General features: G+C 43.0%; 14 protein-coding genes. All 14 read right to left on the bottom strand.

The window, feature by feature from the left end:
* Positions 1–109: 109 nt before the first annotated feature.
* The 14 genes from C1G53_RS11925 to pbp2b all read right to left on the bottom strand — a co-directional run bounded on the left by C1G53_RS11925 (position 110) and on the right by pbp2b (position 22,873).
* A complete protein-coding gene (locus tag C1G53_RS11925; protein WP_105118785.1) occupies positions 110–6,451 on the bottom strand; it encodes a mucin-binding protein in 6,342 nt (2,113 codons plus the stop codon).
* A gap of 339 nt (positions 6,452–6,790) precedes the next feature.
* Positions 6,791–8,383 (bottom strand): DEAD/DEAH box helicase, encoded by a 1,593-nt coding sequence (locus tag C1G53_RS11920; RefSeq protein WP_105118784.1) that lies wholly within the window; start codon positions 8,381–8,383, stop codon positions 6,791–6,793.
* Between the two features lie 901 nt (positions 8,384–9,284).
* Positions 9,285–9,989, bottom strand: coding sequence for a hypothetical protein (locus C1G53_RS11915; protein ID WP_105118783.1), 705 nt, complete (start codon positions 9,987–9,989; stop codon positions 9,285–9,287).
* A 13-nt stretch (positions 9,990–10,002) separates the two neighbouring features.
* Positions 10,003–10,881 carry an ATP-binding cassette domain-containing protein gene (locus C1G53_RS11910; RefSeq protein WP_105118782.1) on the bottom strand — a complete coding sequence of 293 codons (879 nt, stop codon included), beginning with the start codon at positions 10,879–10,881 and terminating at the stop codon, positions 10,003–10,005.
* A 161-nt stretch (positions 10,882–11,042) separates the two neighbouring features.
* Entirely contained in the window at positions 11,043–11,621 is a 579-nt protein-coding gene (locus C1G53_RS11905) for a YitT family protein (RefSeq protein WP_105114636.1), read from the bottom strand.
* Between the two features lie 93 nt (positions 11,622–11,714).
* Entirely contained in the window at positions 11,715–12,098 is a 384-nt protein-coding gene (locus C1G53_RS11900) for a PH domain-containing protein (RefSeq protein ID WP_105118781.1), read from the bottom strand.
* A gap of 86 nt (positions 12,099–12,184) precedes the next feature.
* Positions 12,185–13,786, bottom strand: coding sequence for an ATP-binding cassette domain-containing protein (locus C1G53_RS11895; RefSeq protein WP_105118780.1), 1,602 nt, complete (start codon positions 13,784–13,786; stop codon positions 12,185–12,187).
* A gap of 566 nt (positions 13,787–14,352) precedes the next feature.
* Positions 14,353–15,897: a peptide chain release factor 3 gene (locus C1G53_RS11890; protein ID WP_105107860.1), complete on the bottom strand. Its 1,545-nt coding sequence runs from the start codon at positions 15,895–15,897 to the stop codon at positions 14,353–14,355.
* A 144-nt stretch (positions 15,898–16,041) separates the two neighbouring features.
* Entirely contained in the window at positions 16,042–16,728 is a 687-nt protein-coding gene (locus C1G53_RS11885; RefSeq protein ID WP_161941428.1) for a TIGR02206 family membrane protein, read from the bottom strand.
* 250 nt (positions 16,729–16,978) lie between these two features.
* On the bottom strand, positions 16,979–18,340 hold the full coding sequence (locus tag C1G53_RS11880; RefSeq protein ID WP_105118778.1) for a UDP-N-acetylmuramoyl-tripeptide--D-alanyl-D-alanine ligase: 1,362 nt from the start codon (positions 18,338–18,340) through the stop codon (positions 16,979–16,981).
* A 292-nt stretch (positions 18,341–18,632) separates the two neighbouring features.
* Positions 18,633–19,004, bottom strand: a complete 372-nt coding sequence (locus tag C1G53_RS11875; RefSeq protein WP_105118777.1) for an OsmC family protein — start codon at positions 19,002–19,004, stop codon at positions 18,633–18,635.
* Between the two features lie 91 nt (positions 19,005–19,095).
* The gene (locus C1G53_RS11870; RefSeq protein WP_105118776.1) at positions 19,096–20,142 is read right to left on the bottom strand and encodes a D-alanine--D-alanine ligase; all 1,047 of its coding nucleotides are present in this window, start codon (positions 20,140–20,142) and stop codon (positions 19,096–19,098) included.
* 80 nt (positions 20,143–20,222) lie between these two features.
* Positions 20,223–20,819: a recombination mediator RecR gene (recR, locus tag C1G53_RS11865; protein ID WP_105118775.1), complete on the bottom strand. Its 597-nt coding sequence runs from the start codon at positions 20,817–20,819 to the stop codon at positions 20,223–20,225.
* 8 nt (positions 20,820–20,827) lie between these two features.
* Complete coding sequence (gene pbp2b, locus C1G53_RS11860; protein WP_419579794.1) at positions 20,828–22,873, bottom strand: penicillin-binding protein PBP2B; 2,046 nt, start codon at positions 22,871–22,873, stop codon at positions 20,828–20,830.
* Positions 22,874–22,913 lie beyond the last annotated feature (40 nt).

The raw sequence follows: 22,913 nt of genomic DNA, 5'->3' as shown, positions 1-22,913 counted from the left end.
TAAAGGATTTTTATAGGAAATACAGACAATGCCGATAGGCATTCTAGCATCCTTACCTGCATAAAAAAACAAGAGAGGAAAATCCTCTCTTGTTCATGTTTACCAAAAACTAGTCTTCCTTCCTAGCTTTCACAACCATGCCGAGTGTAGCCATTAACAAGCTGATACCTACCATCAAGGCAATATCTGAACTGCTATCACCTGTATTTGGTAATGTTCGTTGACTTGTTTTATCTGCTGTCACTGTATTTTGAGCTGGTGAAGCTGGCGCAGTAGGGGAAACTGGAGCCATAGGCTTCACTGGAGCACTTGGGTGGGTTGGAAGAGCTGGTGGTGTTGGTTGAGTAGGTTCTGGAAGGATTGGTTCTTGTGGCTGAGGTACAGGCACATAGGTAATCGGAGTATCTGTTCCTGGATTTGACGGAACTGGCGGCAAGATATAGCCCTTGCTTGGATCACTTGGATCGACTGGAGTCAATGGTGTGACACCGTCTGGTCCGACTGGAATATGACCTGGAACATGTGGCAGAACTGGCAAGTCTGTACCTGGTTTACTTGGATCCGTTGGGTCGTTCGGATACGGAATTGGCGGTACTGGGTCTACTCCTGTCGGAACACTTGGAACCCATGAACCGAGTTTGCCATAGACATAGACAACAGTTGTACCACTAGCAGAAATTGTTCCTGTTTGGTTCGCTGGCACTTCTACTAGATAGTAACCCGAAATCACCTTGCCGCTGGTTGTGTATGGCTCACCAACCTTGCCTGTGATGGTTTCTGGCGGAAGAATCTCACGACCATTCTCATCCACGTACTTGACTGTGACAGTTGCTTCTTTCGGTGCTTCAGGCACATAGGTAATCGGAGTATCCGCTCCTGGATTTGACGGAACTGGCGGCAAGACATAGCCCTTGCTTGGATCACTTGGATCGACTGGGGTCAATGGACTTACGCCGTCTGGTCCGACTGGAATATGACCTGGAATATGTGGCAGAACTGGCAAATCAGTGCCCGGTGTACTTGGATCCGTTGGGTCGTTCGGATACGGAATTGGCGGTACTGGGTCTACTCCTGTCGGAACACTTGGAACCCATGAACCGAGTTTGCCATAGACATAGACAACGGTTGTACCACTAGCAGAAATTGTTCCTGTTTGGTTCGCTGGCACTTCTACTAAATAGTAACCTGAAATCACCTTGCCGCTGGTTGTGTATGGATCACCAATCTTACCTGTGATGGTTTCTGGTGGAAGAATCTCGAGACCATTCTCATCCACGTACTTGATTGTAACAGTTGCTTCTTTCGGAACATCCTTGACATAGGTAACGATAACTTCCTTATCAGCTGCTTCTGCTGGCACATCCACTTCAGCTGCTACACTTGCCTTGTCTGGTGTGTAACCTGCAATTGCTGGTGTGTCTACCTTGTCGAAGTCATCATCAGTTGAGGTCCAGTCGCCATAAGTCACTTCTTTAGTTACCAAGTTAACAGTCGCGGTACGTTTGTAGGTCAGTGTTTCAACAACATCTGGCTGAGCCTGACTTCCATCTTCGTATTGGTACTTGATGGTTCGTGTAACAGTTTGGTTGAGGTCACTTTCCTTCAAGCCATCTGGCCATTTTGGTCCGTCTGGCTTGCCTGGATCTACTGGTGTACCTGGATTCTTAGGATCTTCTGGGGTGACTGTTACTACTTTAGCTCTTACGACGACTTCAAATGGTTGGTCTGTAGTCTTATCTGTATCGAAGACTTGTCCACCTTCTTTGGTGAAGCCATCTGTCACCACTTCATAACCTTCGTTAATAAGCTCTGTGATACGGGCTGTGGTGGTGTAGTTGATTGGCTCGCCTGACTTACCTGTGACTTCATCGACATTACCAAGCGTTTTTCCTTTGTCATCTTTGTAGGTGATGGTGGCTTTTTGGGCGTCCTTCACATATCTAACGATAACTTCAGTGTCTGGATCAGTTGCCGGAACATCCTGAACAGCTTCGACACTTGCCTTGTCTGGTGTGTAACCTGCAATTGCTGGTGTGTCTACCTTGTCGAAGTCATCATCAGTTGAGGTCCAGTCGCCATAAGTCACTTCTTTAGTTACCAAGTTAACAGTCGCGGTACGTTTGTAGGTCAGTGTTTCAACAACATCTGGCTGAGCCTGACTTCCATCTTCGTATTGGTACTTGATGGTTCGTGTAACAGTTTGGTTGAGGTCACTTTCCTTCAAGCCATCTGGCCATTTTGGTCCGTCTGGCTTGCCTGGATCTACTGGTGTACCTGGATTCTTAGGATCTTCTGGGGTGACTGTTACTACTTTAGCTCTTACGACGACTTCAAATGGTTGGTCTGTAGTCTTATCTGTATCGAAGACTTGTCCACCTTCTTTGGTGAAGCCATCTGTCACCACTTCATAACCTTCGTTAATAAGCTCTGTGATACGGGCTGTGGTGGTGTAGTTGATTGGCTCGCCTGACTTACCGGTCACTTCATCCACAGCACCTAGCTGGTTACCGGTGTCATCTTGGTATGTGATGGTAGCTTTCTGGGCATCTTTCACATATCTAACGATAACTTCAGTGTCTGGAGCTGTAGCTGCTACATCCACTTCAGCTGCTACACTTGCCTTATCTGGTGTGTAGCCTGCAATTGCTGGTGTGTCTACCTGGTTGAAGTCGTCATCAGTTGAGATCCACTCGCCATGACTCACTTCTTTAGTCACTAGGTTGACGGTCGCTGTGCGTTTGTAGGTCAAGGTTTCTACGACATCATCCTTAGCCTGGCTTCCATCTTCGTATTGGTACTTGATGGTTCGTGTTACAGTCTCATTTAAGTCTGTAGCTTTGACTCCATCTGGCCATTTTGGTCCGCCTGGGTTGCCTGGATCTACTGGTGTATCTGGATTCTTCGGATCTTCTGGTGTGACTGTCACCACTTTAGCTCTCACAACAACGGTGAAGGTCTGGTCAGTGGTCTTATCTGTATCGAAGACTTGTCCACCGTCTCTAGTAAAGCCATCTGTCACCACTTCATAACCTTGGTTGGTGAGTTCTGTGATGCGGGCACTTGTGGTGTAGTCAATCGGCTCGCCTGACTTACCGGTCACTTCATCCACAGCACCTAGCTGGTTACCGGTGTCATCTTGGTATGTGATGGTAGCTTTCTGGGCATCTTTCACATATCTAACGATAACTTCAGTGTCTGGAGCTGTAGCTGCTACATCCACTTCAGCTGCTACACTTGCCTTATCTGGTGTGTAGCCTGCAATTGCTGGTGTGTCTACCTGGTCGAAGTCGTCATCAGTTGAAGTCCACGAAGTATAGGCAAGTACTCCCGTTACAACATTTACCTTAGCAGTACGAGTAAATCTCAGTGTTTCTTCAACTGTTGGTCTAGCCTCTGCTCCACCCTCATACTGATACTTAATAGTACGCTTAACGCTCTCGTTCAAATCAGTAGCACGTACACCTTCTGGATACTTCGGTCCAGTTGGATTATTTGGAACTATTGGAGTATTGGGTTCTTTTGGAGCGTCAGGTGTTACCGTCTTAATTCTTTCACGTAGGACAATTTTAAATACCTGGCTTGGATCTTGTCCATCAATGTCATTAACACTATCAAATGTCGCTGCAGCATTCGTGAAATTATCACTGACTATCTCATAGCCATCATTTAATTTGTCACGGAGGTAGTCGTTAGTTGCTGTCGTTGAAATAGCAGAACCTTTTCTATCTTGCTCAATGAAATTCCTATCAAAGACTTCTGGTCCTTCTTGATTATTCTCGACATTAACTGTTTTTGTATAAATTTCTATCTTAGCCTTAGCTGCCTTTTCATAAACATATGTCAGTTCCTTCAACGTATCACGTTCAATATTACCTGTTTCTTCAGACACTTTAACAATGTGACGCAATTCGGCTGTATTTTCAGTAACTGGTTTGATGGCAGATGCTGTTGAATCTATTTGTTTAAACAAATAGCGGGTACCATTTATTGTTTTCTCAGTATCACGGAGTGATGCTGTATTATATTGGGTACCCGTTGTACCGTGGTCAACTAAGGTTACACTTTGCAAAATAGGTTGACCTGTCTCATCGACATAATGTACGACAACCCCACCTTTTTCAGCATAGTAATAGGTCACATGCTGTTCATTAGAAACATTGTCATTAACCATACGGAGTGTAACACCACCAAATCCATATGCTTGCCCATCTTTACCTTTTAATCTGACAGCTTTGTGTTCTGGAATAAAGAAATTACCTTCTGAGAAAGATTCTCCATTCTTACTAAAGAGCATTGTTTCACCAGTAATAACATTGGTAAACGTATGAGGATCTGTTTTGAAACTTTCAAACTGATGTTTGGAAGTATAGCTATACCTACCTTCCAATGTATTCACTGCACCTGGAACAATTTCCTCAGATGTAAAGAATTTGATAAAGTTTTCTGAGGTCAAATCTGCTTCAGTAATATCTGTCTTTCTATCCAAGTTTAACCTATTTGGTCCATCTGGATTCAAGAGGTAAATATGCGCTTTATGGGTACCATCTTTTTGGGTTACTTCCAAAACACGTACTACATTGTGCGTCATTACTGCTTGGATGGTTTTAGCCCCTATTTTGTAATCTGCTGCTAAATCTCCCTTCAACACAGTCGGAACATCTTCAGCAATTAACTCATATTTATTAAAATCTAAAGCACCTGCAATCGTGTAGCTATCACCTGTCAATGCTCCTTTTTGAATAAAGGTAGCGAGTTTTTCTTCCGACCTCTTGTCTGTAGCTTTTATAACATAGTTTGTTTCCTGACTTGTACGAACAGGAACTAAAGCATTAAAAATATTTAATTCCGTACCAGCTGATTTTGGACTAACCTTGTCATATATGATTGTATTGGTATTTCCCCCGTTTGGATTATTTATTTTGAGATTTTTGCTGGTAGAATTACTTGAGTCTGGGGTAAATTGAAAACTGTATTTAAAATTATCTTTCTCATATTGAGTTAAAGTATTAAATTTACCTGTAGAACCCTGTCCAATCTCCACGGATTCTATTATTGTATTATTTTGACGTTTATCAACTAAATCAGCATATATTTTGTTAACATCTCCCACTTTAGCGATTGAAAACTGGATAAAATAGTCTTTATTATATCTTTTATTAAAAGTAGTTGCCTTGTTTGGATCCAATTCTGAACCTAAACTTAATACCATGAAGACCTCACGTCCTGCTGGTAAAGTTGTTTGGTAGGCTGTAGGAACAACTGTTGTTGTTTCGGTGACACTTGCTTCTTTAGCTGCCTTTTCAAAATTTGCACCAGCCGTTTCAGCCGTATCTGGCACAATCCACTCGGTCGTTACATAAGATACAGAATTGGCACTTCTTGTAGCATTTTCAATAGCCCTAAATCCACTCGTACCTTCGGTGTTGTCACTAGCTGCTACAGCATCCTCTATTAGCGGATTATCTTTCTCATCTTTTTTACGCGTCACAGCAAAGGATAGGATATTGGTTTCATTTTCCGTCACAACTTTTGTCATTACATTTGGCTGACCATCTGCCAAACGATAATTCGAGGCCAACTTATCAGCAGTAACGGTTACCTCAGTCTTGGCAATTTCGTCAGTAGTGGTTACAGAAACATAACCTACTTGACCAAGTTTCTTCTCTTCACCTGTTTCCACATCGGTCTGGATAACCTTATATGGAATATGTACAGTCCTTTCTGGAGCGGATACAAAATGGTCTTTTGCTACTTCCTCAGACTTCGGTGTCACTACATCCGTATTTTCAACAACTGGAATAGTTTTCCTATCATCGGCTGAAGCTGACTCTTTAGTTTTTTCCAATTCCGCATCTTCGATTTTTTCAAGGCGGACTGTAATAAGATTCTCTTGACCTTCAACAATAGTCACCAACTGTTCTTCATCCTGATCTACTGCCAGGCGATAACCCTCTGGTAGTTTAGATGGAAGGTTCAAATCATGGCTAGCCTGCTCATCGACTGTCGTTACCTCTATAGAAAAGGTTTCAGACAACAGAACTGTATCGGTTTGATCAACATATCTCACAGTATAAGAAAGCACAGCCTGTCTGGTTTTAGGTGTTTCATCCACAAATGGTTGGACTTCTGCCTCTTCTTTATCGCTTTGAGAAACCTCAGATGGTTGAACAGCAACTGATTCTTCAATCAAAGGTTCGGTAACAGTCAAAATTGTAGATTTTGCAGGCAAAACTTCTTCAGAAAGAGGCAAGCCATCTGCTCTTTCTTCACTAACAACAAGTTCTTGCCCCACGGGAGGAACAGGTACTTCCTCGGTAGCACTTACCTTGCTACCTGCACCTAAGACCAACGATACCCCTAAAAGTACACTAGCAGCACCAAAATGAAATTTTCTGATTGAGAAGCGCTGTCTGGCAGCATACCAATCAAATCCTTTCTTGCCTTTTTTCATAAAAAGGCCTCCTTTCTATATAGCAACATATACCTTTATAAACATACATATACTAACATATTGTACGTGTTTTTTCAAGCAAATATGCACTACTATAAGTAAGTCTAATAGACCATAAGTTGGGCTTATAGGTTATATATATATATATATATATGCTATGGTGGTATGATATTCCAGAGAAACCAACAATGATATCTCTTTTAAAAACCTGATAAAAAGGAAGAGAGAAACATATTATTATTAGCTTTTATTATTTTGCTTATTGTTATAGGTTGGTTTCTCAAAAATAAAAAAGGAGCACTTCCTTGGGAAATACTCCTTGTATAAATATAAGTTTTCTTATCTCTCGCCCTTATTGCGGATTACAAAGCCTGTTTTCTTTTCGCTTGAGGTACGTTGGTGTGGTTTTTTGTTGTCCTGACGGCGGTTGTCACGCTTGAACTTGTCATCACGACGGTTGCGGTCGTTACGATCACCACGGCGTCCTCCACGGTCTCGGTTACGGTCACCCTCACGACGGCTACCACGATCACGATCACGGTCACGATCGCGACCTCCACGTCCACCCTTGCCCTTGGCTTGACCAGGAGCAAACTTGAATGGCAGTGGTTTTTCACGCGCAATTTCTACTTCTGGTAAGCTATCTGGATCTTGTACAGTCAGGCTGAGTACGTAAAGAGCAAGCTCTTCAGGCGTAAATTCAGCCGCTAACTGAATAGCATCTTTCTTGAACTTATCGAAATTGCTACGGATGGTTTCATCCGCCATTTCACGCTCAATTTTTTTCAAAGCAACTTTCTTCTTGGCTTCAAATGCTTCCTGAGCCGTTGCAGGCTTGAGACCTTTCATACGTTTCTTGGTCAAATCTTCGATAATAGCCAAGTAGCCCATCTCATTTGGAGATACAAAGGTAATAGACTGACCGGATTGACCAGCACGACCTGTACGACCGATACGATGAACATAGCTTTCTGGATCCTGTGGAATATCGTAGTTGTAGACATGTGTCACACCTGAGATATCCAAACCACGCGCCGCTACGTCCGTCGCAACTAGGACATCAATTTGGTCATTTTTAAAATCACGAATGACACGAAGACGCTTGTTCTGGTCCAAATCTCCGTGGATACCTTCCGCACGGAAACCACGCAATTTCAAACCACGCGTCAATTCATCAACACGGCGTTTGGTACGACCGAAGACGATAGACAATTCTGGCTGGTCAACGTCCATAAGGCGTGTCATGGTGTCGAATTTCTCATTTTCTTTGACACGGATATAGTATTGGTCCACGTTGACATTGGTCAATTCCTTGGCCGCAATCTTAACGTGCTCAGGCTCTTTCATGAACTTGACACCGATACGCTTGATTGGCTCAGGCATGGTCGCAGAAAATAGAAGGGTCTGGCGACTTACTGGTACACGCTCGATGATGGCTTCAATATCATCCAAGAAGCCCATGTTAAGCATTTCATCCGCTTCATCAAGAATAAGGGTTTCAACACCGTCAAGCTTGAGAGCCTTGCGTTTGATCAAGTCCAGAAGCCGACCAGGTGTACCAACTACGATATGAGCACCAGAGCGAAGGGCCTTGATTTGTTTTTCAATGCTAGAACCACCATAAACCGAGCGAACTTTTACTCCTTTTTCACGGCCAAATTTGAAGAGTTCCTCTTGACTTTGCACCGCCAACTCACGCGTTGGGGCAATAATCAAGGCTTGAACAGCTTGATTGTCGATGTCAATCTTGTTGAGGGTTGGCAGACCAAAAGCTGCGGTTTTCCCTGTCCCCGTCTGGGCCTGACCAATCACATCTTTACCCTCAAGAGCAAGAGGAATAGTCTGCTCCTGAATTGGTGACGGCGTTTCAAAACCAGCCTTCTCAACGGCAAGCAAAATGTCTTCTGATAGATTTAATTCAGTAAATTTCAATTATGATACCAAGTGCGTTAAGAAAACAAGGTGAAAATAGGAGACTGACGCAGTGTGGGTACACACTAGGAAGTCTATCTTTTTCACGAAGTTTTTAGCACGGGTTCGAATGCTCTTCCCAAGCTAGTTTCCTAACGCATTTCCTTTCTTTTACAAGGCAGTGCGAAGCTACCTTATCTCACTTTTTTTGTAACAACTATTTCCACTGGCAGCGAACTACTACTCAATGAAAATCAAAATTAGCCTAGCTCCAACAGTCTAGGAATAGACTGTTGGAGGTGGGAAATCCTACGAACATTGTTCGTGTCACAACAGTCTAGGAATAGACTGTTGGAGGTGGGAAATCCCACGAACATTGTTCGTGTCACAACAGTCTAGGAATAGACTGTTGGAGGTGGGAAATCCTACGAACATTGTTCGTGTCACAACAGTCTAGGAATAGACTGTTGGAGGTGGGAAATCCTACGAACATTGTTCGTGTCACAACAGTCTAGGAATAGACTGTTGGAGGTGGGAAATCCTACGAACATTGTTCGTGTCACAACAGTCTAGGAATAGACTGTTGGAGGTGGGAAATCCTACGAACATTGTTCGTGTCACAACAGTCTAGGAATAGACTGTTGGAGGTGGGAAATCCCACGAACATTGTTCGTGTCAATTAGTCGAAGGTAGAACACTGTTACTTCCTTGTTTGCAGGTAACAGGCTGAAAAGCTCCACTGGAGCTTTTCACTCACCAAGACGAGTTGACAACGGATGGCTTTGATTTTCGCAGAGTAAACCAGTATCAGACTTGCAACCTACCTAGTATAACACATTCTCAGCATTAAGGTGAGGATTTACCTTGGAAATCAAAATAATACGTTTTCACAAAAAGCAACCTCTCTCGAGATTGCCTATTCTTACTTCAATTCCTTTTTTGAAAATAGCAGAGCACCGCAGATGAAGTAGCCCAAACTAAAGACCCGTGCCAAGATTGACGGCCAAGAGAGCAAGTTCTCCAAGTCAGCTGCCACAGATAATTGTGAAAACATCATAAAGTCCGCAAAAAAATCCGTTTTAAGAAGAATGCCTGTCGCCATCATGAACAACTGATCAAACAAGAAGGCAATTAAGATATATACCATATAAGCCTGGTAAATTTTTGGGAAAATGACAAACAAGATTGTACAAAAACTAGCAATCACAATATAAAAGGGCAACTGATAAACAAAACCTTCTAAAAGAACCCCGTAATCTGCTGCTCCATTCATCATTTGACGAGCAAAACCAGTCAGCATATAGGCAAATAAGACATAGAAGACACAAAGTCCCACACTAGACAACCACTTGTGAGTAAAAATCTTCAAACGGTTCTGGGTACGCACCAGACTATTATTGACTGTCCGAAACTGGAAATCCTCCCCAAAGAAAATCTTGGCTGGTGCCACAAAAAAGAGAGGCAACAAGTTTGTCCAGTTAGACAGAATATCCTCAGCCCCAACAGCAGTCAGTTCCTGACTACTGCTATAAGCCAAAATCAGACTGAGGACAATCAAGATTGCCAGACTAACCAAGGACAATCTTTCCTTACGAATACGATACCAATCTGCTTTCACCAAATTCATTTTCCACTTCCTCCTAGTTCAACAAACTCAAATAATATTCTTCCAAATGCTGACCCTGACGGTAAATCTCCAGAATTTCAATCCCTGATTGACCCACCAAATCAATAAGAGATTGAACATGTTCATCCGCATCCAAGACCAAACCAGCCTCTTCCAAACTAACTTCCAGCCCCTTTTCTTCCAAATAAGCCTTCACAGCTGCATTGTCTGCCGTATCCAGATAGAGCTTTCTCGCCACGACCGCTGCCAAATCAGACCTGGTCAGATCACGAATGACCTTGCCCTTGTGCATGATGACAAAACGATCTGCCAACAACTCCAACTCCGACAAGATATGACTAGAAATCAGGACCGTCATTCCGTACTCATCCCGCAAGCGCAAGATAATGTCCCGCACCTCCTTGATCCCAGACGGATCCAAACCATTGATGGGCTCATCCAAAATCAAAAACTCTGGAAAATCAATAATCGCCAAGGCAATGGACATTCGCTGCCGCATCCCAAGGGAAAAATTCTTGACCTTCTTCTTCCGATCCACATCCCCCAGACCCACCAAGTCCAGCACCTGCTGGATACGCTCCGTTGGATTTTCTAGGGATAATTGCAGAGCTGCATACATAAGATTGTCCCAAGCAGACATGTTTGGGTAAAGCGTAGGCGACTCAATAATAGCTCCCATCTTAACTGGTTTTGGAAAGACCAGCTGACCCGTCGTTGGAAAAATCAGCCCTGACAAGATTCGAATAAGAGTTGTTTTCCCCGCACCATTTTGTCCAACCAAACCACAAATCTCTCCACGCTGGATGGCAAAGGATACCTGATCTACCGCAGCCTGCTGACCATAATTTTTACTCATTCCCTCAATCCGCAACAAGACATTCTCTCTATTCATACAAGTATCCTTTTTGTATCTTTGTTTTGATGTGTTAATTGTATCACACAAGCAATACAGTGTCAAGTCAAAAAATTAAAAAAGTTTGGAAAGAAGCCAATTCAAAAAAAATAAAACCTATACTCACCGTCCAGTACCGACTGGTGAATACAGGTTCCATCCTATTTCCATTTGGTCAAACACAAGTCTAAGGATTTACTGATAAGAAAGACCATAACCAGGGTCCAAAACGTTTTGGTCCAACCAATTTTAAAAGCCAAGGGTGTCACCACCAAAATATCAAAAATCAAAATAACCCTTGTAATCTTCCAATTGAAATATTTGTTACATAATAAGGCAACTATGTCACTACCTGCTGTTGAGCCGTTTCCTTTAAGAACCAGGGCCATGGACAAACCAGTCGCTAGACCAGCTAAAATAGCAGAGGGAATAAGCGGAAGCCATTGGGCTTGTAGAAATCTTGTCACATACATGGTCACCGACATAGAACCCACTGCCAAAAAAGTATAGAAGACCCTTACTCTACTCAAAAAACGGTAGGCCAAAACAAGGAGAACGCCATTGAATATAAAACTTGTTACCCCTGCTTCCATGCCCAGAGTGTAGTAAAAAAGTAAGGCAAGCCCTGTGACCCCACCTTCTCCAAACTCATGGGGAATGACCAACATATTCAAAACTAGGGCATACAAGATCCCACCCATAACAATCAGTAAACAATCTTTTAAACCTATCTTTGACATAAAAACACCTACTGGATTTGTCTATATTTAGTATATCAAAAAAAGTAGAAAGCGGATACACTTTCTACTCATTCTACACCGAGATTGTTAGGATTATTTCCCCAAAACAGCGGATGCCAAGGCTTTTTGGATAGCAATAACACTCTTATCACTCTTGAACTGAAGAGTTTCTGCTGGTTCTGCCGCAGAAGAAATCCAAATCTTCAATTCAGCATCCAAGTCAAAATGACCGGAGGTTTCGACCGTAAATCGTGAAATCGAACGATAGGGAATAGACTTGTAGGAAACCTTCTTACCTGACATTCCTTGTTTGTCCACCAAAATCAAACGGTGTTCTGTGAAAACAATCAAATCGCGAACCAAACTAAAGGCCATCTCCACCTGTTCCGCATCCAGAAGGATGTCTGCCAACTCTTGCTCTACCTTATCATTATTCATCTGCGAGGCATTGCCCATCAAACCTGAAAACAAACCCATTTGTTTACTCCTTTTTTACTTTTCCTTATTTTACCGAAAAATTTGGAATAAAAAAAGCAAAAACCCCAGAAGAGTTTTTGCTGCTGTCAAACTGATAGATGAACCTGCTCATCAAAGAGGGCTAAAAAACTTTCCTCCTGAGAGTGTGTCACAACAATCACCAGTTTGTCCCTTATTTTCTCGAGACTATCTGCAATCAATTGTTCGCTTTGAGAATCTAAGCCTGTTGTAGGTTCATCAAATAAAAAGACCTCCGCATCACGGTAAAGGGCACGCGCCAAATCAAACCGTCTCTCTTCCCCACCTGATAATTGCTGAGAAGAGGTCAAGAGAGTAGCAAATCCATCTCCCTGCCGATAGAACCAGTCCTCTAAACCAACTTGCCGCAAGCAACCCATTGCTTTATTCTCATCTAAAGGCGCAAACAAGGTCAAATTATCCCCGATGCTAGCTGTAAATAGATTGGTTTTCTGCGGTAGGTAGTAAATTTTCCGAAAGAGGGCAAGCTGATCCAGTTCTGCCAGATTCCTCTGGTTGACCAGGACTCTTCCAGCCTCTGGTTTCTGAATCCCCAGCAAGAGGCGGAGCAAGGTCGTCTTCCCACTCCCGCTCTTGCCCAAGATAGCATATTTTTTATTGGCCTGAAAAAGATAAGAAAAATTCTCCACAATCAGATGGTCTTGATAGCGACAATCAATCCCTTCCAGAGCAAGGCTCGTAATGGATTCCTTCAAAACTGGCTTGGCAGCTTGACCTTCTTCCTTCCTATTTAAGAGACCTGTCAACTCCTCCACAACCGTCCGACTAGAAAGATAATCCGTCAGCAAGCCTGACATGGTTTGGATAGGACCTGCTACAGTTCCCATCAGGGTTGTCATAGCAATCAAATCCGAAATGTTCAGCAGACCTTGGAAGACAAATATCCCTCCAATAATCCAGGAACCTGAATAGACTACGCTGCTCAAACTGTAGGAAACCGCATAGGTCTGGGATTGTTTTTGGGCAAAACGGTTAGCACGCCTAGTGTATTCCTGACTAGATACCGCCAGCTTTTCTTGAAAAACTGGCGTGATGGTGCTGATGCGGATAAAAGAGAGAGCTTCTACAAACTCACTAAACAAGGCGAGATAGGCATTCTTCTCCTCCTGACTGTCCTTAGTCACACGAGCTAAAATCCCCTTATTAATCACCGGAGCCAAAAATGGAATAAAGCAGAGCGCCAACATGATCATAGCCATGGTTCCTTGAAGATAGAGAGCTCCAATCAAGGAAAAACTAAAGACTAATATGCTTGTCACCATGGATAGAAGCGGTGTTAGATAGGTAGTTTCTAAGATGTTCAGATGATGAACCAAGACATGGACCTTATCTGCCTGACTGTCTTTTGCTGCCTCTCCTAAGTCCTCACTCGCATAGACAGTCACTAATTGATTGCGCGTTTCTTCCATAATCTGATTGATTACCTTAAACTTGAGATAGCGCGGCAGGTAGTCAAAATAGCCGTCACATAAAAAGAATACCACTGCAATCACCGAACTAGTCATAAATGCCTTTTGGTCACCAGATAAGGCCGCTTCCGAAACTCGCGCATAAATAAAACCCGTTGCCGCTAAAATCAGAGCATAGACCACCGACACAGCAATATAAGCAACTATTGCCAACTTGCATTTTCTAAGGTAGTAAAACACAGTTCAGACCTCCAATCCATTTCCGTTTATACCACTATAGCATATTATAATAATACTTTTTTTGCAATGATAACAAAATTAAAATAAGCCAGGACTTACCTGACTTATTATAGGATTGATTGGATTGGCTGAGGAAGAGGCTGGGCAAAAAGTCCAACCTCGCTTCTCAGGGTTCGTGTCAACATCTCAGCGTAGTGGTTGATTGGCTTTAACAGTCTGGGAGACTGTTAAAGGTAGGAGATAAGATTTGCAAAGCAAATCTCAGCAATTCGTATTTCATACTCCAAATCTGACCATTACGACTGTTGCGAACAAAGTTCGCTCTAGTTCCAACCTCAAAAGGTTCACTGAACCTCGATGCAGTAGGCGTCAACACATTACTGGACACCCTTGCGAGGAAAAGACGACGAAATCGAGTTTGCAAGGCAAACTACCGATTTCTGCCTGATGGCGCAGTAGGCGTCAACAAATCACTCTTCGCATTGCTTGAGTTCTTTGGACGCCCTTGCGAGGGAAAGACGACGAAATCAAATCAACTTTGTTGATTACTGATTTCTGTCTTTCCGCTACATCTTCTCTTCCAACTCCACATCCGGATACTTGTCCGCGAACCAGCGGAGGGCGAAGTCGTTTTCAAAGAGGAAAACGGGTTGGTCAAAGCGGTCTTTAGCCAAGATGTTGCGGCTTGATGACATGCGTTCATCCAGGTCTTCTGGCTTGATCCAACGGACTGTCTTTTTACCCATTGGGGTCATGACTACCTCAGCATTGTACTCGCCTTCCATGCGGTGTTTGAAAACTTCAAACTGGAGCTGACCAACAGCCCCCAGCATATACTCGCCAGTCTGGTAGTTCTTGTAGAGCTGGATAGCTCCTTCTTGCACCAATTGCTCAATTCCCTTGTGGAAGGATTTTTGTTTCATGACGTTTTTAGCAGACACTTTCATGAAAATTTCCGGGGTAAAGGTTGGTAGCGGTTCGAATTCAAACTTGTTCTTGCCTACGGTCAGGGTATCTCCTACCTGATAAGTCCCTGTATCATAAACCCCGATAATGTCCCCCGCAACTGCATTTTCCACATTCTCACGGGACTCGGCCATGAACTGGGTCACGTTGGACAACTTAGCCCCCTTGCCTGTACGGGGCAGGTTGACCGCCATACCGCGTTCAAATTCACCCGAAACCACACGAACAAAGGCAATGCGGTCGCGGTGACGAGGGTCCATGTTGGCTTGGATTTTGAAAACAAAACCTGAAAAATCTTTGTTGAGCGGGTCAATGACATCCCCTGTCGTTGTCTTGTGACCATGTGGCTCTGGAGCAAATTCCAAGAAGGTGTCAAGGAAGGTCTGCACACCAAAGTTTGTCAGGGCTGAGCCGAAGAAAACAGGTGTCAAATCGCCGTCCAAAATCGCCTGCTCTGAAAATTCATTCCCAGCTTCCGCCAGAAGTTCAATATCATCTAGAACTTGTGCATAAAAGGGGTTAGAACCAAAGAGTTTGTCACCCTCGTCCAAACTTGCAAAACGCTCATCACTACGGTAGAGTTCCAAGCGTTTGTTATGGAGGTCATAAAGTCCCTCAAAAGATTTCCCCATACCGATGGGCCAGTTCATGGGGTAGCTGGCAATGCCCAAGACTTCTTCCAATTCCTGCAACAAATCAAGCGGCTCACGACCGTCACGGTCCAACTTGTTGATAAAGGTAAAAACAGGAATGTTGCGGTGCTTAACAACCTCAAAGAGTTTTTTGGTTTGGGCCTCGATACCTTTGGCAGAGTCCACTACCATGACAGCCGCATCCACCGCCATCAAGGTCCGATAGGTATCCTCAGAGAAGTCCTCGTGTCCTGGCGTATCCAAAATGTTAACACGCTTACCCGCATAGTCAAACTGCATGACAGATGAGGTAACAGAGATACCACGCTGTTTCTCGATATCCATCCAGTCAGACTTAGCGAAGTTACCAGTCTTTTTCCCCTTGACCGTCCCTGCCTCACGAATTTCACCCCCAAAGTAGAGCAACTGCTCGGTAATAGTGGTCTTACCCGCGTCCGGGTGAGAGATGATCGCAAAGGTGCGGCGTTTCTTGATTTCTTCTTGTAGTGACATGATCGTTATTCCTTTTTCTTTGGTCCATAGCAGAGCTGACTTCTTCTTTTACCTATCAAATCAAAAGAGTACAAAAAAAGAGAGCAACTACTGCAACTCTCTTATTATATCGGAAATAATGGAATTTTTCAAACACTTGGAAAATCAATCTTGGAGCAGATAGACTAATTTCTTTTTCCAATATAATTGGAACCCTGCCTGAACAGAACTAATTAAACATGATATCATTAGTGAAAGTAGGACAAAATTGAACCAAGTCTCTTGGCTATTGACTATGGGTAAGCGAGTCAAATAACCATAATTACCTTTTGTCAACCAATTAACAAAAAGCATGACCAGATGAAGCATGACTGTCAGTGACAAACGCTCCCGTCTTGAAAGACTGAATTGATATCCCTCTGTCAAAATATAAGACAAACTCAACACTGCTAAAGCATAATGACCAACCACAAAGGTAAAGAAGGTCAGATGTGGAAAAGGAAAGGGATCGAAGACCGGGTAAATAAAAGCCACCAAGGAACCAATGAGACCAAGATAGGAAAAGTAGAGTTTCAAATCTCCCTTCCTAGCAAACAGTAAAAATAATATGGCTAGTCGACAATGATAAAAGGGTAAACTTTCAGAAAGGGACCAATCGGACCAAATATACCAAGTATATAGACTAACCACTTGAAAAAGTAAAATTGTCCAAAACAAACGATTAAACCAAGTTTTAGTATAATATCGCGTGGTCAAGTAAAGCAAGATAAAAAGCGGTAGCAACAAGCCAAGGTGAGTAAATAACCCTAGATGCGGGCCATGCGAAACTTGATTAGTAAAAAAATCATTCATACTTTCTCCCCCTAAATCCTTTCTAACCATTCAAATCAAAGATAGTATATCAAATTGTATAAATGTTTACAAGTTGGATTAAAAAATTAGGATGTCAACTAGTAGGATAATAATGATAATAACCTGTAAATTCTAATTTCCATGTCTGGCCATCTTTCTATGTTATTAGAAAATACCTTAGGTTCTTGACGAAAAATAAAATATGACGGAATTTCCCCCTATAAAAGTAGGGGAAATTCAATCATACTCACTATTTTGCTAATTCTTCCACCACTTTAGCCAACTGCATTGAGTTAGAGCCCTTGAGCAAGATCTGATCATTGGTTCCTAATACTGACTGAACCTGTTTAACCAGTTCTTCAAATTGGTCCTGCTCTGCATTTTTCCTAAAGAAATAGACTTTTCCAATCGGAAATATCTGACTAGCCAGCTGGGCCAGACCTTCAATGTCCTGACCGTAAAAAATGACGGTGTCTAGCACATCAGGCGACAGGCTCAAAATCATCTGATTATGAAGATCAACCGACTGGCTGCCCAGTTCTTTCATATCTGCCAAAACCGCGATTTTCTTGCCGCCGTCGTTTGCGGGAATACTAGAAAAAGTTTCCAAAATCAATCGCATGGCCGTTGGGTTAGCGTTGTAGACATCACTAAGAATATCGGCTCCGTTAGCTGCCTTTTTCCACTCGGTGCGGTTGCGGGTCAAGTTAAGACTGGCTAGGGCTGAGGTGATGGCCTCATCAGACACACCCAAGGTCTTGCCCACATAGCTTGCTACCATGGCATTGGTGGCATTGTACTTGCCTGTTACAGGCAGGAAAATATCGCCGTCCATAAAATTGACGGTGAAAGTCAGGCTGTCCTTGCTCTCAACCAGACTGGTCACCTGCAAATCAGCCTGCTCACCGAAGCGAATGAGTTCTACATGGCTAGGCAAGAGCTTATCCGCAATTGGATCTGCCGGGATCAAGAGTTTACTACCTGGCTCCATTCCATCTGCAATCTGTAATTTTCCCTTGGCAATCTCTTCTCGTGAGCCGAAAAATTCCAGGTGGGCTTCTCCAAAAAGGGTAACAACTGATAGGCTTGGTTTAGCAATTTCAGACAAGAGGTGAATATCGCCCAAGTGGTCCTGCCCCATTTCCAAGACCAGTTTTTCTGTATCGTCAGGCATATGGAGGACGGTGTATGGCAGACCGATTTCGTTGTTGTAGTTGCCTTGGGTCTTGTAAGTCTTGTAAGTCGTCGCTAGAACATCGTGAATCATGTCCTTGGTGGTCGTTTTACCGTTTGAACCTGTCACGGCAATGACTTCTACCCCTGTTTTCTCTAGGTAGTAGGCCGCTAATTGTTGAAGCGCAGCCAAGCAGTCATCTACTAGAATGTGGGGAACATCAAGGCTGACTTCCGAAAGGGTTACTGCGCAGCCATTTTCAAAAGCAACAGGAATAAAGTCATGACCGTCACGCGCACCCTTGAGGGGAACAAAGAGGTCACCAGTTGTGACGAGTCGGCTATCGAACTCGACCTTGTTGAGTGCTGTATCAGGATAAAGACTACTATCATTTTTTGCGCCCAAGACCTGAGCGACTTCGTGTAGGGTTAATTTCATTATTTTCTCCAATATAGTCTTTTAGTTTACTTTTAGTACTAGGCAACGAGCCGCAGGCATAACTCAATGCTTTCTAATTTCTAGGCATTGACTTGAAACAGTCCCCCAGACTGTTTCAATCAGGCAAGGCGAGTTCAAACACTCCAGTGGAGTGTTTGAAGTTGGAAATAAGGAAACAAAGTTTCCTCATTCGTCGACGTAATAAAAGATAAACTAAATGACGATAAACTAAAAAAGAGCTTTCGCTCTCTCTATTATATCATTTTTTAGCTCATGTGAAAAAAAGTTCATCCTAGTCTAACAAATCAAACTCGACATGGTAGCTGATATCATCACGCAAGAGGGCTTTAACCCGACACTTTTGGTCAACATAGGCCAAGATTGCTGCCTGCTTTTCGGCTGAAACCTGCTCAGCCAAGGCAATTTTCAGATCAAATTTTCTGTCTTCCAACTGACAAGCTACTTGAACAGGCATAGTTTTATTGCCCTCTTGGCTGGCATAATAGCCCTGCACACACATGGTCACACAGGCAGCCAAGCCGATATTGACTAGACTAACAGGCGTTTCTCCCTTATCAGTCACACCAAAAGTACGAACGGGGTCCCCGTAGCCTTGAGAACGGGCCTGAAATAGACCTTCTCCTTTTACTGTCGTTTGATACATAAACACCTCCAGATACTTGTCCCCATTCTATTCCTATTTGCCCCTCTTTGCAAGAAAAAAGGTTGGAATTTTCCAACCTTTTACATACTTTTTAAATCAAATGACTTTCGCGTTTTTCAAACATTTCCTTAGCCAAGCTGACTAACTCTTCAATCAGGTCTGAGTAAGCAAATCCCATGTTGTCCCAAAGAAGTGGGTACATAGACCACTGGGTAAAACCTGGCATAGTATTGAGCTCGTTGAGGAAGATGTCACCCTCTTCTGTCAGGAAGAAATCACAGCGAGAAAGACCGCAACCACCGATAGCACGGAAGGCCTTGGCAGCATTGTCACGCATGATATCCATAATCGCCTCGTCAATCTTAGCTGGGATTTCCATAGTAATCTTGTTGTCGATGTATTTGGCATCGTAGTCATAAAAAGCAACGTCTTTGACTACTTCGCCAGGGAGTGTCGTTTTCACGTCAGCATTTCCCAAAAGACCAACCTCAATCTCACGCGCGTTAACCCCTTGCTCAACAAGAACACGGCTGTCATACTTGAAGGCCACATCAAGCGCCGCCTGCAAGCCTGCCAAGTCTTCTGCCTTGGAGATACCAACACTGGACCCCATGTTAGCTGGTTTAACAAAGACTGGATAGGTCAATTTGCTTTCAATCTCCGCAATCTTTTCAGCAATATTCTCACCCTCGATTACGGCTACGTATGGCACCTGGGCAATGCCAGCCGACTCCAACACACGCTTAGTCGTAATCTTATCCATAGCAACGCTAGAAGACAAGATATTGGTCCCAACGTAAGGCATACGAAGGACTTCCAAAAAGCCTTGGATAGAGCCATCTTCTCCCATAGGTCCATGGAGAACAGGGAAAACAACGGCATTTTCTTCGTAAATATCGCTTGGACGCACTTGCTGGTCTGCAAGGATAGTCGCATTGGTCATGAGTTTTTCATCAGCAGCTGGTGTTTGGCTAAATTCTTGTGTTTTGATGAAATCACCAGTCTGAGTGATGAAGTAAGTTTTTACAAAAAATTTATCATAATTGATGGCACGCATGACACTTTCTGCAGACAATACAGATACTTCACGTTCTGCTGAACGACCACCATAGAGTAAAATCAAGGTTTCTTTTGACATATACATTCCTCTTCTAATTAGATAATCTACACTTAGTATAGCATAATTTTGAGTTTGAAGCCTTCTCTGATGGATAAAAACTACAATTCTGTTCTATTTTGAATGGCTCTTAGCAGAGTCACTTCATCTGCATACTCAATATCGCTTCCGACAGCCAGACCACGTGCCAGGCGAGTAACCTTGATCCCCGCTGGCTTTAGGACACGTGAGATGTACATGGATGTCGCTTCACCATCTGCTGTTGCATTTGTCGCAACAATGACTTCTGTCACTTCGTTTTCCATCAGACGAGTTAGCAAGGTCTTTAAGTTAATATCGTCTGGTCCAATACCATTCATCGGGGAAATCAAGCCATGCAAGACATGGTAAAGACCGTGGTATTCTTGGATATTTTCCAAGGCTGTCACATCTCGACTGTCTTCTACAATTAAAATAGTCGACTGGTCACGACTGCTATCTTGACAAATACCGCAAGGGTCCTGGTCTGTCAGATTGCCACAAACCGAACAATAGGTCAAATCCCTCTTGGCAGCCAAGAGATTTTTTGCAAATTCATTGACCACATCATCTTCCATACCAATGGTATAGAAGGCCAGCCGCGTAGCTGTCTTAATACCGATTCCTGGTAATTTGGAGTAACTGTCAATCAACTTGGCAATGGGTGTAGGATATAGCATAATTCTCCTTAGTTCATTGGGTAAAGTGAATTGTATAAATTAATGATTTCTGTTGTAATTGCTTTTGTTGTAGAATTTTCGTTAGTCAAGTTTGGAAGTACGACTGCAACTGCGATTTGTGGATTATCACTAGGTGCATAGGCAACAACGTTGGTATTTACTGCAGTTACTACTTCACCTGAAGGAGTTGTAGTATAAGTTTCGGCAGTACCAGTCTTGGCACTGATGGTCACGGCCGCACCACGACCGATAGCACTACCTGTATTAAATCGTCCTCCACCATTTACAAGTTGATAAAATCCTTGACGAAGGAGAGCCATTTCATCAGCTGAAATATTGACTTGATTCATCTCTTTACCAGAAACTGTTTCAATCAAATCTCCCAATCCACCTTGGGGATTATTTCCATAGATACCTTCTACAAGATGAGGAGAAATCCTTTTTCCATTATTTGCTACTGTCGCTACATATTGAGCCATCTGCATCGGTGTATAGTTATCAAACTGTCCAAATGCATTCATAATAAAGTTTGCGGTGGAATATTCTTCTGGTAAGAAACCTGTTGATTCAAGTGGTAAGTCAATTCCTGTTGGAGCACCTAATCCATATTCCGCAAAAGTAGAACGAAGTTTTGTCATCGCATTTGTCAATGCATCTCCATCGTTCAAAAACATATTTGGCGAATAGGTTTGACCTAATAACCCCAAAGCAATTTTTACCATGTAAACGTTTGAAGAATATTCCAGAGCCTCTGTCGCATCAATATTAAAACTACCATAGGCCCACCAAGATGTAATTGGTGCTGAACCTGCAAAATAGATTGGTTCGTCTAACTGCACTTGATTGCCACTGATAACTCCATTTTCCCAGCCAGAGCTGATTGTCGCTCCTTTGACGATGGAACCTGGTGTGAAAACACTTGTGATGGTGCCAAGAGCATCTTCAGTAATCGTAGTCGTCCCTTTTTCATGGCTGTAGCCAGACATGGCCAAGACTGCACCTGTACTTGGCTCCAGCGCTACGGCATAAACACCTTCTGAATAAAGAGCACTTCCTGTAGACAGTTCGCTTTCAAAATATTTTTTCAAAATGGCATTGACACCATCTTGAAAGGCCAAATCAATGGTTAGTTTAATATTGTTTCCTTGCTGACCCTCTTGGATGGTCTTAATACTCTCCACATTACCATTTCGGTCCAGATTGATTTCCTTTTTCTCACGTTGTCCTTGTAGGACTTCTTCATACTGCTTTTCGAGGTAGGCAGTTCCCACTCGGTCATTTGGCGAATAGCCTTTAGACAAATAATACTCTGCATCTTCGGCTGGCAAACCTGCCTGTTCACTTGTTACCGTTCCAATAACCGAACTCAAGGAGGTCGGTAGGATATTCCGCTGCCAGTTATTGGTCGTAGAAATACCAGGCAGTTGAGATTCGTTGGCAACAATATGAGCCACCTGCTCTGCGGACAAGGAGTCTGTTACCAGGTTTACTGTTGCGAAGTAAGCAGCACCATTCATTTGCTTAAATAGTTCTATGGCCTGATTTTCCTGTTCCGAATAATTCAACACATCTTCAGACAAACTTTCAACAGCATTGGCATAGATAGTTGCTTCTTCCAGATAATTGCCATCCGAATCATAGAGTTTATCTTTTGGCAGCTTCTCTACAACCTGCTTATAGACCTCTGTATCTGCCAAATAATAATCTGCCTTGTCCCGTTCCGTTACCGAAACATCAGACACCTTGACCCATTGCAAGAGCTTATTTGCTACTTCCTTCATTTCCTGGGCTGACATCTTATTGGAACGGGTAAAGGAAACGACCTGTTGAATCTGATTTTCCACAAGCGGCTTACCTTGCGCATCATAAATCTGCCCACGAACCGATCCATTGCTGATAATCTTTTGGCTAGCAGTTGATAACTTATTGCTATAAAAATCATGATTGACAATCTGCATGTCTGCCAAACGCAAAATCAAGACCAAAAATAAGAAAATAACGATAGAAAATAAAATATTCAAGCGGATGGAAATAAAATTCCCATTATTCTCCACCAAATGTTCCTGTCTTTTTTTCAATTCACCGACCTCATTC

Origin of the sequence: Streptococcus suis, from assembly GCF_002960445.1 — a bacterium.
Classification (GTDB): domain Bacteria; phylum Bacillota; class Bacilli; order Lactobacillales; family Streptococcaceae; genus Streptococcus; species Streptococcus hyiners.
The sequence above is the reverse complement of the archived record's forward strand: the minus strand, read 5'-3'. Positions and strand labels throughout refer to the sequence as shown.

Coding starts and splice junctions, on each gene's coding strand:
- C1G53_RS11925 (WP_105118785.1), bottom strand. CDS start 6,451: ATGAAAAAAGGCAAGAAAGGATTTGATTGGTATGCTGCCAGACAGCGC.
- C1G53_RS11915 (WP_105118783.1), bottom strand. CDS start 9,989: ATGAATTTGGTGAAAGCAGATTGGTATCGTATTCGTAAGGAAAGATTG.
- C1G53_RS11910 (WP_105118782.1), bottom strand. CDS start 10,881: ATGAATAGAGAGAATGTCTTGTTGCGGATTGAGGGAATGAGTAAAAAT.
- C1G53_RS11905 (WP_105114636.1), bottom strand. CDS start 11,621: ATGTCAAAGATAGGTTTAAAAGATTGTTTACTGATTGTTATGGGTGGG.
- C1G53_RS11900 (WP_105118781.1), bottom strand. CDS start 12,098: ATGGGTTTGTTTTCAGGTTTGATGGGCAATGCCTCGCAGATGAATAAT.
- C1G53_RS11890 (WP_105107860.1), bottom strand. CDS start 15,897: ATGTCACTACAAGAAGAAATCAAGAAACGCCGCACCTTTGCGATCATC.
- C1G53_RS11885 (WP_161941428.1), bottom strand. CDS start 16,728: ATGAATGATTTTTTTACTAATCAAGTTTCGCATGGCCCGCATCTAGGG.
- C1G53_RS11880 (WP_105118778.1), bottom strand. CDS start 18,340: ATGAAATTAACCCTACACGAAGTCGCTCAGGTCTTGGGCGCAAAAAAT.
- C1G53_RS11875 (WP_105118777.1), bottom strand. CDS start 19,004: ATGTATCAAACGACAGTAAAAGGAGAAGGTCTATTTCAGGCCCGTTCT.
- C1G53_RS11870 (WP_105118776.1), bottom strand. CDS start 20,142: ATGTCAAAAGAAACCTTGATTTTACTCTATGGTGGTCGTTCAGCAGAA.
- recR (WP_105118775.1), bottom strand. CDS start 20,819: ATGCTATATCCTACACCCATTGCCAAGTTGATTGACAGTTACTCCAAA.